Origin of the sequence: Pseudoalteromonas sp. OF7H-1 (genome assembly GCF_022347825.1) — a bacterium.
In the GTDB taxonomy this organism is placed as follows: domain Bacteria; phylum Pseudomonadota; class Gammaproteobacteria; order Enterobacterales; family Alteromonadaceae; genus Pseudoalteromonas; species Pseudoalteromonas maricaloris.
The window spans coordinates 354981-374026 of the sequence record NZ_JAKRFX010000002.1; the positions used below are offsets into that span (position 1 = coordinate 354981).

General features: G+C 43.8%; 13 protein-coding genes. 7 read left to right on the forward strand and 6 right to left on the reverse strand.

What is annotated here, in order from left to right:
* Positions 1–117 precede the first annotated feature (117 nt).
* Positions 118–699, reverse strand: coding sequence for a Fe-Mn family superoxide dismutase (locus tag MHN30_RS03710; protein ID WP_010375405.1), 582 nt, complete (start codon positions 697–699; stop codon positions 118–120).
* Between the two features lie 386 nt (positions 700–1085).
* Here MHN30_RS03710 and MHN30_RS03715 point away from each other — a divergent pair, with 386 nt between their 5' ends.
* From MHN30_RS03715 to MHN30_RS03735, 5 genes are all read left to right on the forward strand, one after another.
* Positions 1086–1430, forward strand: coding sequence for a Grx4 family monothiol glutaredoxin (locus tag MHN30_RS03715; RefSeq protein WP_010375406.1), 345 nt, complete (start codon positions 1086–1088; stop codon positions 1428–1430).
* Positions 1431–2044: 614 nt separating this feature from the next.
* Positions 2045–6502: a glutamate synthase large subunit gene (gltB, locus tag MHN30_RS03720; RefSeq protein ID WP_069019924.1), complete on the forward strand. Its 4458-nt coding sequence runs from the start codon at positions 2045–2047 to the stop codon at positions 6500–6502.
* Between the two features lie 9 nt (positions 6503–6511).
* Positions 6512–7927, forward strand: coding sequence for an FAD-dependent oxidoreductase (locus MHN30_RS03725; protein WP_239358373.1), 1416 nt, complete (start codon positions 6512–6514; stop codon positions 7925–7927).
* A gap of 392 nt (positions 7928–8319) precedes the next feature.
* Positions 8320–8715, forward strand: coding sequence for a DUF1801 domain-containing protein (locus tag MHN30_RS03730; protein ID WP_045990550.1), 396 nt, complete (start codon positions 8320–8322; stop codon positions 8713–8715).
* Positions 8716–8874: 159 nt separating this feature from the next.
* Complete coding sequence (locus MHN30_RS03735) at positions 8875–9624, forward strand: MBL fold metallo-hydrolase (RefSeq protein WP_130164445.1); 750 nt, start codon at positions 8875–8877, stop codon at positions 9622–9624.
* Positions 9625–9729: 105 nt separating this feature from the next.
* Here MHN30_RS03735 and recN read toward each other — a convergent pair whose 3' ends face one another.
* From recN to nadK, 3 genes are all read right to left on the reverse strand, one after another.
* Positions 9730–11406, reverse strand: coding sequence for a DNA repair protein RecN (recN, locus tag MHN30_RS03740; protein ID WP_239358375.1), 1677 nt, complete (start codon positions 11404–11406; stop codon positions 9730–9732).
* A gap of 95 nt (positions 11407–11501) precedes the next feature.
* Positions 11502–12080: a hypothetical protein gene (locus MHN30_RS03745; protein WP_130164443.1), complete on the reverse strand. Its 579-nt coding sequence runs from the start codon at positions 12078–12080 to the stop codon at positions 11502–11504.
* Between the two features lie 62 nt (positions 12081–12142).
* Complete coding sequence (gene nadK / locus MHN30_RS03750) at positions 12143–13027, reverse strand: NAD(+) kinase (protein WP_130164442.1); 885 nt, start codon at positions 13025–13027, stop codon at positions 12143–12145.
* A gap of 90 nt (positions 13028–13117) precedes the next feature.
* On the opposite strand from nadK, the gene MHN30_RS03755 reads away from it, so the two are divergent.
* Positions 13118–14053 carry an HrcA family transcriptional regulator gene (locus MHN30_RS03755; RefSeq protein WP_205992066.1) on the forward strand — a complete coding sequence of 312 codons (936 nt, stop codon included), beginning with the start codon at positions 13118–13120 and terminating at the stop codon, positions 14051–14053.
* A gap of 65 nt (positions 14054–14118) precedes the next feature.
* On the forward strand, positions 14119–14730 hold the full coding sequence (grpE, locus tag MHN30_RS03760) for a nucleotide exchange factor GrpE (RefSeq protein WP_010375425.1): 612 nt from the start codon (positions 14119–14121) through the stop codon (positions 14728–14730).
* 67 nt (positions 14731–14797) lie between these two features.
* On the opposite strand, the gene MHN30_RS03765 is transcribed toward grpE, so the two are convergent.
* Together MHN30_RS03765 and MHN30_RS03770 are read right to left on the reverse strand one after the other, a co-directional pair.
* Positions 14798–15838: a tetratricopeptide repeat protein gene (locus MHN30_RS03765; RefSeq protein WP_239358377.1), complete on the reverse strand. Its 1041-nt coding sequence runs from the start codon at positions 15836–15838 to the stop codon at positions 14798–14800.
* 177 nt (positions 15839–16015) lie between these two features.
* Positions 16016–18724, reverse strand: coding sequence for a CHASE domain-containing protein (locus MHN30_RS03770; RefSeq protein WP_239358387.1), 2709 nt, complete (start codon positions 18722–18724; stop codon positions 16016–16018).
* Positions 18725–19046: the final 322 nt, after the last annotated feature.

Here is a 19046-nt window from a genome sequence, read left to right on the forward strand (position 1 = left end):
GTCGTGATATGAAGAATACCCAAAAAAAACTAGATTTTTTATGTATTAATGTTGAGTTACAGGCATGAAAAAGGGCGCTTGTGCGCCCCATTGTTGCATCAATACTGATAGTTGATGTTAAGCTAGGTTGCTGTTAGCGAAATCCCAGTTAACAAGTGCCCAGAAACCTTTAAGGTAATCAGGACGAACATTACGGTAATCAATGTAGTAAGCGTGTTCCCACAAATCAACTGTGATGATAGGGGTAACACCTTCTTCAGTCAGCGGAGTCGCTGCATTTGAAGTGTTAACGATATCTAGAGAGCCGTCAGCTAGTTGTACTAACCAAGTCCAGCTTGAACCAAAGTTGTTAACTGCTTTGTCGTTGAAAGCTTCTTGGAATGCTGCGAATGAGCCCCATTTTGCATTAATTAGTTCAGCAACTTTACCTGTTGGTTCGCCACCTGCATTTGGCGCAAGGCTGTGCCAGTAGAAAGTGTGGTTCCAGATTTGAGCAGCATTGTTGAAAACACCACCTTCAGAGCTACATACGATCTCTTCTAGTGATTTACCTTCAAAGTCAGTACCTTCGATAAGACCGTTAAGCTTTACAACGTATGTGTTGTGGTGCTTACCGTGGTGGAATTCTAGCGTCTCTTGAGAAACGTGCGGCTCAAGAGCATTTAGTGCATAAGGTAGTGACGGTAGTTCAAATGCCATATTAATCTCCATTTTTTGGTTGATTTGCCAATAACGCATACGAAAGGTAGCTAACATCAGCCCACTTTTCTATACCATTGGCCTATATAGTGATACTATAATTCCTGACTATTTTACTCAAGTTTTGGCAAACAGCAATGCGTGCCAGTGACTTAATGACTTATAATACACATTCTTTGTGAACATATGCCGAATAGCAGTCAAAGTGTAGAACATCATGACAGGCGGTCATGCTTATTTTAGCCATGTATCCCGAGATTCTATCGCTGCTTAAAGCTTGGCATTATGAATGCAACAGGTGTTGTTAAAGTGAGTAGCAAGCTAAAACGCCGATGCTAAACTAAATATTGATAAGCATTGGACGAAACGTCATTTTGAGGTAACTAATGGAAACTATTGACAAGATTAAACAGCAGATCGAAGAAAATCCAATCATCCTATATATGAAAGGGTCGCCAAAACTCCCTAACTGTGGTTTCTCTTCGCAGGCATCTCAGGCTTTGATGGCGTGTGGTGAGCAGTTTGCTTATGTTGACATTTTATTAAATCCAGACATTCGTGCTGAACTACCACATTATGCGAACTGGCCAACTTTCCCTCAGCTTTGGGTAGAAGGTGAGTTAATCGGTGGTTGTGACATTATCATTGAGATGTTCCAAAAAGGTGAGCTTCAACCTCTTATTGCTGAAACAGCAGCTAAATATAAGAAAGACGAAGCAGCAGCGGAATAAGCTAACCGCTTATGGCAGAGTCGATACTCTGCCATGCTTTATTTTTTAAAAAATCTTCTAATATCTTCCTACCTACTTTTCTTAGCAAGTCTTTTTGTCTGATGTTTGGTTGAAAACCAGCAAGTTCATTGAATTTAAGATATCTACACTTTCATTAACGCTATTCGCGTTTATCTAACTTAGAGCTACTCGCTTATTTTTATCAACTCAAGTTGACGTTAGCGTCAAGCTAAAAACGCTCTCTGTTTTGCATATCTATATAAACAGTGTAATCGAACGTGCTTCGATATTGAGTTCTATAAAACCCAAAAAGTGAATAATTATTCATTTTTACCTTGGTTTACGTTTACGTAAACGTTTGCTTTCGGTTGTGTCTCGTTGCATTTTTATTGGTGTGATACCGGTGTCATTTTACAAATTTATATTCACTATTTTCAAAGTGGCAAATTTATTACGATTTTGGCTAACTTGTCTTACCAATGAGAAATATTCAAGTTTATGAATATGTATTCATATTTGTGTTGACTCTACTTTCAATCAAGGCTAATTTTGAATACCTGCCAGCATTTCGTCGTACCGTCATGAGCTGGCCGTTGTAGCAAGGGGAGGAGTCTATGTTATACGACTCAAAATTAGAAAAAGATAACTGTGGATTTGGCTTGATTGCGCATGTAAGCGGTCAGCCGAGTCACAAACTGATCCGTACAGCAATCACAGGTTTAGACCGCATGCAGCACCGAGGTGGTATTTCTGCTGATGGCAAAACCGGTGATGGTTGTGGACTGTTATTACAAAAACCGGATAGTTTTTTCCGTGCCGTCGCAGCTGAAAACGATTGGCATGTGGGCAAAAACTATGCGGTAGGTATGCTATTTTTAAATCAGGACCATGAGCTTGCAGCTGCGGCTGAAAAAGTGATCAGTGAAGAATTAGAAAAAGAAACACTGACGCTCATAGGTTGGCGTGAAGTACCCACCGATCCATCTATGTTAGGTCCTATCGCTAAAGCACAATTACCGCAGTTTAAACAGGTTTTTGTCGGTGCTCCTGAAGGGTGGCGTCCTAAAGATTTAGAGCGTCGTCTATATATAGCAAGACGACGCATTGAAAAGCGTTTAGAGCAAGATGAGCAGTTTTATATTTGTAGTTTGTCTGGTTTAGTGACTATCTACAAAGGCTTAATGATGCCGGCGGATCTACCGAATTTTTATACGGATCTTGCTGATATGCGGATGACCAGTGCGATTTGTGTATTCCATCAGCGCTTTTCAACCAATACACAGCCTCGATGGCCGTTGGCGCAACCATTCCGCTATTTAGCTCACAATGGTGAGATCAATACCATTGAAGGTAACCGTCAGTGGGCGAGGGCACGTGCTTACAAGTTCGCGTCACCGTTGTTACCAGATTTGCAAAATGCGGCACCGTTTGTCAATGAAACGGGTTCTGACTCGTCTAGTTTAGATAACATGCTAGAGCTATTTTTAGCTGGTGGCATGGACTTATTCCGCGCTATGCGTATGTTAGTACCACCTGCATGGCAAAAAAATCGCGCCATGGATGAAGACTTACGCGCATTCTATGACTTTAACTCCATGCATATGGAACCGTGGGATGGACCAGCTGGCATCGTAATGTCTGATGGGCGCTTTGCTGCCTGTAATTTGGACCGTAACGGTCTTCGTCCTGCCCGTTATGTGATCACACAAGACGGCTTTATTACGCTTGCCTCGGAAGTGGGCATTTGGGATTACGCGCCAGATGAAGTTATCGAAAAAGGTCGCGTGGGTCCAGGTGAATTACTGGTGGTTGATACTTTACATGGCAAGATTTGGCAGTCCGATGAAATCGATCAAGATTTGAAATCCAGACATCCATACAAAACTTGGCTTGAGCAAAACGTTAAGCGTTTAACGCCATTTGAAGCACTAGATGAAAAAGCGGCTGGCAAGCGCGATCTTGACGATGAAACCTTGTTGACCTATCAGAAGCAGTTTGGTTATACCAACGAAGAGCTCGACCAAGTGATCCGTGTGATGGGCGAAAATGGCCAAGAAGCAACTGGTTCAATGGGTGACGATACGCCATTTGCAGTGCTATCTGAAGGACACCGTTCAATATTTGACTACTTCCGCCAGAAGTTTGCTCAGGTCACGAACCCACCAATCGATCCGTTACGAGAAAATCATGTAATGTCACTGGCGACTTGTATTGGTCGCGAGCAAAACGTTTTTAACGAAACCACAGGTCATGCTAAACGTTTGCAGTTTGCCTCGCCGGTACTGACTTATTCTGATATGCAGCAGCTATTAACCGCCGATGATGACCATTACTGTGCGTGTAAAATTTCATTGATTTACGAGATTGAAGAGTCTTTGCAAGATGCAATCAAGCGTATTTGCGATGAAGCTGTTGCAAAAGCAGGCTCCGGGTGCGTGATGTTAGTGCTCAGTGACCGAGAAATTGCTGCAGGTAAACAAGTTATCCCAGCGGCGATGGCCGTGGGGGCAGTACAAAGGCGACTGGTGGATGGCAACCTGCGTTGCGATACCAATATTTTGGTTGAAACAGGTAGCGTAAGAGATCCGCATCAGTTTGCTGTTCTGTTAGGTTTTGGCGCAACAGCGATTTATCCTTATCTAGCTTACGAAACCCTTGTTGCAATGTGTGATAAGAAGATCATTAAAAAGTCTTACCGCGAGGTGACTTTGTCTTATCGCGGCGCGATTAACAAAGGTTTATACAAGATCATGTCGAAGATGGGGATCAGCACCATTGCTTCCTATCGTTGTTCGATGTTGTTTGAAGCCGTCGGTTTATCCGATGAGGTGGTTGAATTGTGCTTCAAAGGAGTTGCGAACCGTATTAAAGGTGCGTGTTTTGACGACTTTGCCTTGGAGCAACAACAACTCAATAAATTGGCATTTAGCAAGCGCAAACTACTATCACACGGTGGATTATTAAAGTATGTGCATGGTGGTGAATATCATGCGTATAACCCTGATGTCGTGCAAACTTTGCAGACCGCAGTTCGTTCGGGTAACTATCAAGACTACGTTAAATATGCGGAGCTGGTAAATAACCGTCCAATTACGAATCTGCGAGATATGCTTAAGCTTAATACGGCGCAACAAGCAATCGACATCAACGACGTTGAGCCTGCGACTGAGCTATACAAACGTTTTGACTCAGCCGCGATGAGTATCGGGGCTTTATCACCGGAGGCACATGAGGCGTTAGCGATTGCGATGAATCGCCTCGGCGGTTGCTCTAACTCTGGTGAGGGTGGTGAGGATAAGCTACGTTTTGGTACAGAAAAGAATTCGCGTATTAAGCAAGTTGCTTCTGGCCGATTCGGTGTGACACCACACTATTTACGTTCAGCTGACGTTATTCAAATCAAAGTTGCGCAAGGGGCAAAGCCGGGCGAGGGTGGTCAGCTGCCGGGTGAAAAAGTCACCCCTTATATCGCGAAGTTACGCTATTCGGTTCCTGGTGTTACCTTGATTTCGCCGCCGCCGCATCACGATATTTATTCGATTGAAGACTTAGCTCAGCTTATTTTTGACCTCAAACAGGTCAACCCTGAAGCGATGATCTCGGTCAAACTGGTTTCAGAACCAGGTGTTGGCACGATTGCGACTGGTGTTGCTAAAGCGTATGCCGATCTCATTACCATTGCCGGTTATGACGGTGGGACTGGGGCGAGTCCGCTGACATCGGTAAAATATGCAGGTAGCCCGTGGGAGCTTGGCCTTGCTGAAACGCAACAGGCGTTGGTTGAAAATGGTCTACGCCACCGCATTAGGTTGCAAACAGATGGCGGCTTAAAGACCGGATTAGATATTATTAAGGCAGCAATTTTGGGTGCTGAGAGCTTTGGTTTTGGTACCGGCCCTATGGTGGCGCTTGGCTGTAAATACCTGCGGATCTGTCACCTTAATAACTGTGCAACCGGTGTTGCGACGCAAGATGATACGCTGCGTCAAAAGCACTATCACGGATTACCAGAAATGGCGATGAACTACTTTAAGTTTATTGCGCAAGAGGCTCGTGAACTGATGGCGGCTTTGGGAGTCACAAAACTCACCGATTTGATTGGTAGAACGGATTTACTTGAAGCTATTGAAGGTAATACTGCGAAGCAGAAAAAACTCGACTTAAGTCCGCTTCTAGCGAAGCCGAACAATCCGTCAAATGAAGCGCTGTATTGCACCCATACCAATCCGTCACATTACAGTGGTGCGTTGAACGAAAGTTTACTTGCGAAAGCGAAGACGGCAATCGACGAAATGACAGGTATCTCGCTGGTGAGCCGTATATCCAATACGGATCGCTCTATCGGTGCAATGTTGTCTGGTTATATCGCCAGCAAGCATGGTAACCAAGGTATGGCAGCGGATCCAATCGCACTTGAGTTACATGGTACAGCAGGGCAATCGTTTGGGGTTTGGAACGCCGGTGGCCTTGAAATGACATTAGTCGGTGATGCTAACGATTACGTTGGTAAAGGGATGGCTGGTGGAAAGCTAGTCGTGCGTCCTCCTGTCGGCTCAAGCTTTGCCTCTCATCAGGCGGCTATCATTGGTAACACCTGTTTATATGGCGCGACTGGCGGCAAATTGTTTGCTGCAGGCCGAGCAGGCGAGCGCTTTGCTGTGCGTAACTCGGGTGTACAAGCGGTTGTTGAAGGGCTTGGTGATAATGGTTGCGAATACATGACGGGAGGCGTGGTGTGTGTGCTTGGTCAAGTTGGCGTTAACTTTGGCGCAGGCATGACCGGTGGTTTTGCCTATGTACTTGATGAAGAAAGTGATTTTGATAAGCGGATCAACCCTGAGTTGGTCGAGCTGGTAGACCTCAAAGCGCTGGCATCGCACCAAGAGCATCTACGCGGTTTGATTGCAGAGCATCTAGATTTAACGAGCTCAACTCGAGCTGAGCAGATCTTAGCTAACTTTGAGTTGTATTTGCCAATGTTTAAATTGGTAAAGCCAAAGTCGAGCGATTTAAACAGTTTACTTGGCCACCGAGCGCGTAGTAGCGCTGAGCTAAGAATTCAGGCGCAGTAGGAGAGAGCAATGAGCGAGAACGTTTACCAATTTATCGATGTACAACGTGTAGATCCGCGCAAAAAGCCTATTTCTACGCGTAAGCAATCTTTTGTTGAAATTTATGAGCCATTTTCTGAGCAGCAAGTTCATTCACAGTCCGACCGTTGTTTAGATTGTGGTAACCCGTATTGTGAATGGAAGTGTCCAGTTCACAACTATATTCCGCAATGGCTCAAACTTATTCGTACGGGCAGAATCATTGAGGCAGCGGAGCTATCTCACCGTACCAATAGTTTGCCTGAAGTGTGTGGGCGAGTATGTCCGCAAGATAGGCTTTGTGAGGGATCGTGTACGCTGAACGAAGAGTTTGGTGCAGTGACCATAGGAAATATTGAAAAATATATTACCGATACGGCGTTTGCACAGGGCTGGAAGCCTGATCTTTCTTACGTTACTTGGACCGATAAGAAAGTCGCAATCATAGGTGCGGGCCCGGCGGGGCTTGGTTGTGCGGATATTCTAGTGCGAAACGGCGTGCGCCCTGTGGTGTATGACCGCAACCCTGAAATTGGCGGTTTGCTGACCTTTGGGATCCCGTCATTCAAATTAGAAAAATCGGTAATGGAAAACCGTCGCGAGATTTTCACCGAAATGGGCGTTGAGTTTAAACTCAATACCGAGGTTGGTCGTGATGTTTCAATGGACGAGTTATTGTCGCAATATGACGCCGTATTCTTAGGTGTGGGGACGTACCAAAGCATGAAAGGTAATCTTGAAAATGAAGATGCCGATGGTGTTTATGATGCGCTACCATTTTTGATTGGTAACACCAACCGAGTTATGGGCTATGACGAAAGTCAGCATAGCTATGTGAACATGGCTGGGAAGCGCGTAGTGGTACTAGGTGGTGGGGACACAGCGATGGACTGTGTTAGAACGTCAGTCAGACAACATGCGCAATCCGTGATCTGTGCTTATCGCCGTGATGAAGAAAACATGCCAGGCTCCGTTCGAGAAGTTAAAAATGCCAAAGAAGAAGGGGTTGAATTTAGATTCAATTTACAGCCAGTTGGTATTGAGGTCGACAGCTCAGGTAAAGTCACGGGCGTTAAAATGGTGAAAACACAATTAGGTGAACCTGACAAAAATGGTCGCCGTAGTGCTGAAACTGTGGAAGGCTCTGAGCATACACTAGAAGCCGACGCGGTGATCATGGCATTTGGTTTTAAGCCACACAACCTTGACTGGTTAGCACAATACGATGTCGCAATAAATCACTGGGGCGGCATTGTTGCGCCAGAAAAAGGCGCATTTACACATCAAACAAGTAATCCGAAAATCTTTGCTGGTGGTGACGCCGTACGAGGTTCTGATTTAGTGGTAACGGCGATTTTTGAAGGCCGCAACGCCGCTGAAGGCATTTTGGACTATTTAGAAGTTTAATGCTTTTGTCGTTCACAAACCCCAACTACATTCGTTGTAGCTGGGGTTTTTTATTTGAATTTTGTGTAGGGACTGTTTATCTTTTAAGTTTGTTTTTGCAGCAGTTTGATTGGTGTTTATACAAGGCAGAGTCTGCGTAGCATAGTTGTTCTATGTGAGTCAGGCGAGAACACAGTAGAAATGCCAATCAAGCGCTGCCCTTTGTGTTCACCTGAGTGTGCTTTGTTCATTGTTGCTCAACTTTTACCTAGATTACTAGGCGGCAAGTCGAGCGTCGCGACCAAAACGCACTCAGAAGAACAAAAATCAAACAGCAAAGGTCAACAGACCCTTGTTAGCCGCTAACTTAATTTCACTTAACATGTATTTATCAATAATATTAAGGAAAGATCATGAATGAAACGATAAACTCAGGCGCTGATGCGGTCACTGCAAAGATAGCGAGTGTAAACGATTGGCGTGCGGCGGTATTGCAGCAGATCAGAAGTCTGATCCTAAGTGTTGATAAAGATGTAGAGGAAGATATCAAATGGCGTAAGCCGAGCAACCCAACAGGAGTGCCCGTATGGTCAAAAGCTGGCATGATCTGCACGGGCGAAGTATACAAAGATAAGGTCAAACTTACCTTTGCATATGGCGCAAAGTTTGAAGATGAGCACCAGTTATTCAATACAGGGTTTGCTGGTAACACTAGACGGGCGATTGATATTAAACAGCAGGACACCATCAATGAAGCCCATTTTTGTACATTGATCCGTGCAGCAATTCAATTCAACCTTGAAAAATAAAACGTAAAACGGTCTGATTTAATGTAGCATTCATGGAACCGCTTTGGGTAAAGTTGGCTCAAAGTTTGGTGGCAAAGCTTCAGGGTTTCAATGTGGCGTCCTTGTGACGTTCGCATTAAGCTCGATAAAAGAAAAATAAAAAGGAATGAAAAATAAAGAATGCACAAAACCAAAATAACGACGAATTTATATCTCTATCAATTTCCTCCTTTTGCTGGGGATCATGTTGGCTACAATATCTATGCATTTATTCACAACAATACCGCCATGCTGCTTGACACTGGCTTTGAAGCGCATGGACAAGCTGTTCGCGAAGATCTAAACAGTCTCGATATCACCATAATACAAGTTTTATTTTCACACTTTCATCCGGATCATATCTCTGGGTTGCCAGCGCTTGCAGGACCAAAACTGTTTGGAAATCATCATTATAAAAACACATTAGATAAGTATACTGCTAAAGAGAAGCATCACTATTTTGAGGGGCTTAATGAGCTGCATGAAAACTCTGTGCTACATTTCGGTGAGTTCGAGCTTAAATTTGAGTTGATTACTGGACATGTAGAATGTGGTTTATACACCATCATTAATGATAAATATATTCATGTAGCTGATGATATCATGACATCAAACGAGGGAGAGGCGCTTCTGCCTGCGGTCCATATTAGTGGAGCTCGAGCACATTTTAATTCCCTAGAAAAATTAAAAAAGTATGCCGATCTCACTTTACTGCTCTCTCATGGTAATCCAATTTCTGGTATGGAACCAATTTTAACCGCAATATCTCAAAGGCAAAGTTATTTAGAGGCGATAGCCCAAAGCGAGTCACCATTGAGTCTTGAAAACGCCTTAGCTGGATGTACGGCGGAGTTTTTACATACAGAGTGGCATAACTACGTTTACCGTTAATCATGTTACATCACATAAAATTGCCTTTCGTATTTGCTAACAGGCTATGTTTATGGGTTGTCTACAAACATAACCTGTCAGGAATGATGATAGGTGCTGAATGTTTTACGCACTTTGTACTTGTAATAACTCCTTTGCACTGGCTCTTGTCGTGTCACTTATTTTATCCCCACCAATTAACCTTGCTATTTCATCAATGCGTTGGCTTTGTGCCATTGGGGTCATTTTGGTAAAGGTTTCGCCATGTTCTACCCGTTTTGCGACAAAGAACTGATTGTGACCACTGCATGCCACTTGCGGTAAGTGGGTAACACAAATAACTTGCGTGGACTGACCAAGTTGGCGTAGCAATTTACCTACGGTTGCAGCTGTTGGACCTGAGATCCCAACATCAACTTCATCGAAAATCAAAGTGGGTGTCGTGACGCGTGTTGCGATAATCACTTGAATGGCTAAGCTTATCCGAGATAGCTCACCACCCGAGGCAACTTTGCCCATAGGCTGTAAAGGTTGTCCTGGGTTAGTCGAGACGTAAAATTCAATGTGGTCATACCCAAGAGGGCTCGGTTTTGCGCCAAGATTAGGCGTTAACTGGATCTCAAATTGACCATCACCCATCGCAAGCTCTTTCATACTTGCCGAAATACGTTCGTTTAGAGATGTACTGGCTTGCTGGCGGCTTTGACTTAATCCTAGTGCAGCTTGGTTATAAGCGTTGATGGCTTCAGCAATTTCTTCCTCTAGTGCATCCAGTCGTGCAGAATCAGAGCTAATAGACTCAAGCTCGTGTTGCAGTGCTTGATGGTGCTGATATAGCAATTCAGGCTGAACTTGATGTTTTCTAGCTAAATCTAGAGCTTGAGAGAGTCTATCTTCTAGCTCTTGTAATCGCATTGGATCTTGTTCGACTGAATCGGAATAACTGCGGATCTCTCTACTTGCTTCTTCCACTTGTACTGCAGCTTCTTCAAGCACTTGCGCAATATTCTCAAGGGTTTTGTCAAAACTGGTGAGTTCAGAAAACACTTGTGCACTTTGTTGTAGTTGCGATAGCACAGTCTGCTCGTCATTTTCATAAAGGCGAGAAAGCTCACGATGGCATTGTTCTAAAATGGTTTGGCTATGGCTTAGGCGTGAGTGTTCGGTCTCAATATCTTCATATTCGCCTTCTTGTAGGGCAAATTCGTCAAGCTCTGCTACTTGGTACTCAAGAAGTTGTTTTTTTGCGGCTTGTGCCTGTTGTGACTTTTGTAGTTCGGCATATTCTTTTTGCAGTTTATGGTAGTGATTATATTGGCCCTTAACTGCTTGTAGCAACGTCGTGTGGCTTGCGTAAGCATCAAGCAAGTGCAGTTGATATTCTGGCTTTAGCAGAAGCTGATGGGCGTGTTGCCCATGAATAGCAATAAGATGTTGGCCTAACTCCTTTTGCTGGCCAGCAGTGACAGGGGAGCCATTGATGTAGCTTTTACTACGCCCACTTTTACTAATAACACGACGAAGAATACATTCATTCTCTTCGTTATCTAACATATGCTCCGTTAGAAAGCGTTTGGCAGCAGGAAGATTTGAAACATCAAACTGAGCAGAGATATCTGCTTTGTCGGTACCTGGACGAATAGCAGAAGGATCAGCACGCTCACCGAGACATAAAGAAAGCGCATCGATTGCAATAGACTTACCCGCGCCAGTTTCACCTGTAATTGCGGTCATGCCGCAATGCCAGTCAATATTTAGCGCACTAACAATAGCAAAATTTTGAACATTTAAAGCTAAAAGCATACTGTACACCCTAACAGAAAATTACTGTTAATTTATACAGTATTTTATTGTTTAGCAACTCAAATCAAAAAATTTTACTAAAAATAATAGCAAGATTAACCTATGGCGTGCTCTTTTACTAAGGCTGCTTGCATTTGTTGGTTGGATGGCTCTGAATCACCTAGCTCTTGCGAATCCAGCACATCTTCATCTTGCTGTATTGCTGGTGTATCAGGTGTTTGAATGCGTGCAATGAGAGCTGGAAGCATCTCGCGATAGAAGTCACGATTATAGGCAATGCCCGCCGTGGGTAATTCAGCAACAAAATATTGTAATTGCTCAGCAAGCAAATCCATATTGCCATTTGAGCGACACTTATTGAGCTCGTTTGTCACTGAATAGATAAATAACTCAGACACTTTTTCCAGTTGCGCCAAGTTCTCTTCCGAGTGCGTTTGAACAACAAAAAAGTTGCCAACAATTGCATTGATCTGCGGTGCGTATTTTGGCCTTAAAATCTTCGCTTCAACGAACTCAGTAACTTTAAGCTTAAAGTTGCTACTAATCACTTTTAAACGATCGTTAAAGGCTTTTTTTTCCGCTTCACGGGCTTTTCTTCTATTATTTTCAATCACTAAATACACTGAAAGTATAGTGATAAGCAGCGCCAATGTGAAAAATACAACGTAAGCCATTTTATTGTTATTTACCTAAATTAGAAAATTTAACCAAGGTTATTTTGCGTAACTTTGCGTGCTTAGTAAAGCCTACTGCCCCAATTTAATTTCTGTCTAAGAACATTGTAGTAGGAGTAGCATTTGGGATGGATCAATCTTAGTCTTTTCTCCGCTTTTTTGATGATAACTTCGTCACCAGGTAGCACTGCCAGTACAACATGACTGTCACAACTTACTTGTAAGCTATCGGTGTTTTCTTGACTTAACTTGAGTTTGACTTCCTTTTCTGCGTCCACTACCAGAGGCCTGCTAGATAAAGTATGCGGAAACATAGGCACCAGTGAAATAGCGTCGAGTTCGGGGGTTAAAATAGGCCCACCACCCGAAAGCGAGTAAGCGGTTGACCCCGTTGGCGTCGAGACAATTAAACCGTCTGAGCGCTGAGAAAATACAAAGTCGTCATCGATAAAAGCCTCAAATTCAATCATATGCGCAACTTTATCAGCGTGTAATACGGCTTCGTTCATTGCTAAATTTGCACTTTTAAGTTGGTGATGTCGGTATACTGCCACCTCCAACAGAAATCTCGACTCTTCAATAAATTGGCCGCTCAACACCGCTTCTAGCTGCGGTTCGAAGCCTTCGGGGTTCAAATCTGTCAAAAAGCCTAAGTTACCGCGGTTAACTCCAATCACGGCGACATCAAAACGAGCCAGTACTCTTGCTGCGCCAAGCATGTTACCGTCACCACCAACAACAATAGCAAGATCGCAACGTTTACCTAGTTCAACTAACTCGACAACAGCGTCTTCGTCTAACGACTTTATTTGCTCCGCAACGCGATCTTCTACGAGTACTTCATATCCTAATGCTTGCAAAAATGTGTAGAGTCGTTGTAAGGTCGTCCCCGCGCCTTCGTGGTTGGGTTTGCCAATTAAGCCGATGGTGTTAAACGTGGTCGTCATTCAGTCATTTGTCCTTGGTATCTTTGTTGCAAGATTATATTAAAAGCGTAGCGCTTGAAACTGGCAATTGACACCCATATTAAAATAATTATGAAACTAAATCCCAGAGATGAACAAATTCTGTGTGCGGTCATGCGCCATTATTGTAATGGTGAAGGGCAGCCTGTTGCATCCAGCAAAATAGCAAAGCAGGACGGCCTTGCTATTTGTTCTGCAACCGTACGCAATGCAATGGCAAGACTTGAAAGTCAAGGCTTATTGTATTCGCCGCACACGTCAGCTGGCCGCGTGCCCACCGATCAAGGTGTAAAATTCTGGCTACAGGAGTTTTTTCCTCTGGCTGATGTTGCCGTTCATTGGCAACCTGATCAATCCGCAATAGTCTCTTTTGCACATTTATTGAGCCAAAACTTTCAGGTCTGTTGCTGCGTGGGATTACCACAAGTTAGCAGCAAACAAATGTTCCGTGTGGAAGTGCTCGATTTTGATCGTAAAAATTGGCTGGTTCTGCTGTTAGACAGAGCGGGGCAGTCACACAATATTTGTATTGATAAACCCGTAGATGACTCCGACGCGTTGCGATACCAGTTTGCGGCTTGGATGAATACCGTATTCAGTCAACAAACTTTAGTTGAAGGGTTGCACCGAATGCGCGCCATGGCGCACAGTGCACCACCGAGTTGTCATCATATTTTGGCCCAGTGGACCAAGCAGTTAAGTCAGCAATTAGGCTCAGATAATGCGATTGTTGTCGGCGAGCGTTACTTATATAACCGCTTAGAGTTGGATAGAGAGATTAATCTTGGCGTCGGATTTTTAGACCAAGTTGAAGACCGCTTGGCGTTTAAAGACGGTGTATCCGTGTTACTTGGTGAAGAGCTAAGCATGCTCGGTTTACATCGCGTAGTGGTGCTCAGTGTACCGTATTTCTCCAAAGGAGAATATCAAAGTCGCTTTTGCGTCATTTGCCCTGCGGATTCAAAGATCGAAGCCATCTTGTCAGAATTCAAAAAATTGCCGCAATAAAGGGTTGAAACTCTCATTTCAATCCCCATAATTACCGCAGTTGTAAAGAATCGGAGAATCACCACATGTCTGAGCAGACAAAAGCCCCAGAGCAAGAGCTTGAACAAACACAAGCGGAAGCAGAAGTTGTAGAAGCACAAGCAGAGCAACAAACTCAGGAAGAGCAGGCAGAAAATGCGGGTGAGTTAAGCCCAGAAGAAGAAATCGCTGGTCTGTACGCTGAGCTAGAAACCGCTAAGCAAACTATCGACTCACAAAAAGATAGCGTTGTTCGCGCCGCCGCTGAGCTTGAAAATGTTCGTCGCCGTGCAGCGCAGGACGTTGAAAAAGCACACAAATTTGCGCTAGAAAAGTTCTCAAACGAATTGTTACCTGTAATCGATAACCTAGAGCGTGCGATTGAGTTTTCTGACAAAGAAAACGAAACGCTAAAGCCTGTGCTTGAAGGTATTGATATGACTATCAAGACATTTGCCGATGCCCTAGCTAAATTCGGTGTTGAAGCGGTAAATCCACAGGGTGAAACATTTAACCCAGAGTTACACCAGGCAATGTCAATTCAGCCGAGCAATGATGTATCACCAAATACAGTGCTTGCTGTGATGCAAAAAGGTTATACCTTAAACGGCCGTCTATTACGCCCTGCGATGGTTATGGTGTCTAAGGCTGCTGAATAAGCAAATCCAATTTGAAAAAGCCGCTCATTGAAGCGGCTTTTTTGCGTTTAGGAACGAGTGTATTCGCTTACCAACTACACTGTTTCACTTTATCAAACCAAGGACTGGAAAAAGATTTAGCTGTGATGGGGAGGGGGGCAGTGACTTCAACACCTAACTCTTTTGCTAAATATCTATGTACTAGCAGTTTTACTTTATCGCTTTCTAATTGGGTATATGCCAGTTGTAACGCTTGCTTAGTGTTTTGGTTGGGCATGTCTCCTTCGAGCTGCTTATAGCGCGCCTCAAGCCATTGTAGCCAAGCTTGTTTTGATTCGTTTGGAAAGGCTGTGGTTAGGGTAGATGTGGGCCCTTGTAAACGTTCGTAGTTGACGATTTGTTTTTGAATAAGAAAGACAAACATCAAGTTAATGCCCGCTGAGATTTGACCCGAGCGCTTATCAACTGCTTGATAACCCAGCAGGGCATGACGAAAATACTGCTCGGCTTCAAATATTCGGCCTTGATCAAGCGCGAGGCTACCTAAGTTGCTTTCGATCATCGCCAGTACTGGAGTTTGTTTTAACTCCTCAGCCAGTTTGCGTGCTTTGGCATACAATGTTCTCGCTTTTTGATAGTCATCTTGGTTGCGGGCAACTAATGCCATACTGTTAGTCAGCGTAAGCCGCTGGCGGTCATTTTCTGCATATTTGTAGGCACACTTGAGGCTAGTATCAGCGTCATCAAGGTACTCCTGTCGACGTAACCAAATCCCAAGTGCGCTCAAAACGGTAGGGAGGTTTGCTTTAAAAAACATGTCATCTGGATACAAAAAGGCCGCGTTTATTGAGGTATAGAGCCTATCTACTTTATTTGTTGGTACAGAGGCTCGAGCGCTCAGCAAATGCCACTGAATAAATAAAGGTACAGGTACATCTTGCAATTGATCTAAACCGTCGAGAATAATCAGTGATTGTGCAGGGTTAACTGTTAAATAGTCGCTGGCCTCGTCTAGCTTACTTTCAAAATATGAAAAGTCTTTCGCCAACGCGTGTTGGCAAAAATAAAATGTACAAGTTACAAAGAGTAAAAACCGAACCAAGCAAACCCCAACCACATTTTGGCGCATCTATTAACTGTAGTCGGCAGTAACAAATAGTTCCAAATCAATTACGATAAACTGCATTATACAAAGATAAGCAACAATGTAGAGGTCGCCACTTTAGTTATAAATGGGGAGCGGGAACTTGATTAAACGATTAAGTTTGTAACCGCTAATCGCAGAATGTTCTCATATCTGTAAAAGCTACTGCATATTACGGCTATGTGCGAGTACGGTCGCGATGGTATTGATAAGCTCAAGCTGCTCTATGGGTTTGGCAACATAGCCATCAAATCCGACGCGCTCGTACAAGGCTTTGTCTTCAGGAAAAGCATTTGCAGTTAATGCGATGATTGGGATATTGGGATCCTTGCTCTTAAGACGTTTGCAAGCCTCAACGCCATCCATCTCAGGCATTTGAATATCCATAAGTATTAAGTCGGGTTTGTTTAGCTCGAATTGTTCAATAGACTCTTTACCATTATTCGCAATCGCAATATCACCATTGGCTTTACTGATCATAGAGCGAACTACCAGCTGGTTTACTGGGTTATCCTCAGCCAGCAATATGGATGTGCCGCTCAAGTCTGCTGCGGTCAGCTGCTCGGTTGTTGGTTGCTCTGAGGTAACCTCAGACTTTTGCATAGGCAATTCGATGCTAAATAGACTGCCTTCTCCAATGGTACTCTCTACTTTAATCGTACCGCCCATCAGGTCAATTAGAGAGCGGGTAATAGAAAGACCAAGCCCTGTACCACCAAATTTTCTAGTGGTGGACTTATCAGCCTGCTCAAATCGTGAAAAGAGTTTGTTGATTGTGGCTTCTGTCATCCCTATGCCAGTGTCGGCAACGGTAATAAGCATACCTGAATCATTTTGAAGCGGTTTTATATGGGTAATAATGCTGCCCGTTTCAGTAAACTTAATGGAGTTTGACAAGAGGTTAAGCAACACTTGCCTGACTCTGACCTCGTCTCCAAGCCAAAACTTATGCTCAAGTTCAACGTGGATCTTAAGCTTTAATCCCTTGTTTTTTGCCAACACTAAGAAGTCTGAGCGCAGATGTTCAACCAGCACCTCAATATTAAATGGCCGTTCTTCAAGCTCAATTCTACCGGCTTCAATTTTAGAGAAATCCAAAATATCGTTGATGATGGTGTTAAGCGCCTTAACTGAGTAGGTGGCCTTCTCAAGCAGATTAGTGGCGGTGCTGTTAAGTGGCTCCGACTTTAAGAGTTGTAATGTGCCATATAAGCCGTTCATGGGGGTTCGTATTTCATGACTCATATTAGCCAAAAAGACGGCTTTTGCTTTGGCTGCTTGCTCAGCTGCTTCTTTGGCGTGCGAGAGTTCTCGTTCGTGCTTAAGCTGCTCTGTGAGATCTAATGCTATACCTAAAAAGCCATCAACATTGCCGCGTTCGTCGGTTAATGTCGTTACGTTCAGCTTAATTTGCACGTATTGGTTTTGCTTAGTGACGTAAGTCCATCGGCTAGTATCTACCACACCTTGCTTGGCTTTGGCGACAAAGACTTCAAATCCAGGTTCAATGACTCTGCCAAGCTCTTCCGTTAACGCTTTTGCTCTTGCTACGACCTCTTCCTCGAGATGGAAAATGGCAGGGGATGATTTACCAATGAGTTCATCTTTTTTGTACCCCAGTAAACGCTCGGCTGCAGGGTTAAACTGGGTAATGATACCGTCAGGATCGGTGGCAACAATGGCATAACCCGAACCTTCAACAATGCTGGTATGAAGTTGGCTGTATTTTACGATTTCTTTAGTTCGTGCTTTTACTTCCTGTTCTAATGATGAGTTCAGTTTAGCAAGGGACTGTGCTTTTTCTTCTTCTGCGGCTAACTTTTCCTTTTCAGCTAGACGCTGACGGGTAAAGCTTAAAAGCAAAATATAAGTGATGATTGCCAATAGCGTAGAGACCAGCAACGCGACCTGTAAAATGGTATTAGGAGAGACGAGATTGAGTGAACGGATAAACTGCGGAGTTGGCCAAATTTTTACTTCCCAAGTGCGACCAAACAAGTTGACCTGTTTAGCCACTGAGTTATCCAACTCTTTAACATCTTCTTTTAGCACCTGATAAAATGGCGTGTTTTCATCGTTATTGGTTACATCGGAAATTTGAATCGAAACATCTTGTCGAAAAGACAGCAAGGTCGACAGGATCTCATCGATAAGTAACGGGGAATAAGTCCAACCAACTAAGTTTTCTAAGCGATTTTCTTCATTTGCTGCCATACCAATAGAGGTATAAATTGGGGCGAGGATCAAAAAGCCATATTTAATTTTATTGTCGGCTTGTACTAAGGTAATTGGAGCGGTAAGTCTCGGTTCATTGGCAGTAGCTGCTTCTATTGCCGCTGTTCTGCGACTAGCTTCGGAGCCTATATCCAAGCCCACGGCTTTATCATTGTTTACTTCGGGCTCGATATACTGAATAACAAACTTGCTGGTGTTATGTGGGTTCAGCGTTTTTATGGAGAACGCTCTGTCAGTACGCTCAGCTTGTGCTTGTTGCACAAAGCTACTTACGTTATCGACGGGGACATATTTGATGATCCCCACGCCACGAGCCCCAGAATATTCCGCTTGGAAGTCAAACGACCTGATATAACGCTGCATCGCTTGATAGTCAAAGCTGTGTTGTTGATTCGCATAAATTGCAGTGCGAAGCCCCAAAATACCGTACCAATACAGCGTAACGCGCTCGTTCACACCCTCAGTCACATGGTCAAGCCGTGAGGCAAGTGCCGCCGCTACCTTTTCAGCATGATGCTCCTTTTCTTGCTCATATAACACCAGCCCGTAAAGCATACTGCCAACCAACACAAGTAGTGCAGCTACAAGTGGCAAAAATCGGCTTTGGCGAACTGTGTGAGCATTCGCTAACGACACGCTATATTCCTTACGCTTTAAATCTAACCAATATGTTAGTCCAGATAGCATTGAATTGATAGTGATTACGGTGAAGTGACAATGCTGAATTTATGCCTAAATTGGCTCATGAAAGACATATTATGAATTGTTATTTGGATAAATTGTAGATTAAGGCTGGCTAAGTCCCGTAGCCTTAAAAGCTAAAATACATATGCGGATTTTGGGCTTTATATAAATGTGGTCACTATGTGGACACTTTTTAGGATGAAATGTGGATGTTTGCCCCGAAAACAAAAAAGCCAGTCAAAGCATGTTGCTCTAACTGGCTGTTTTAAAACGC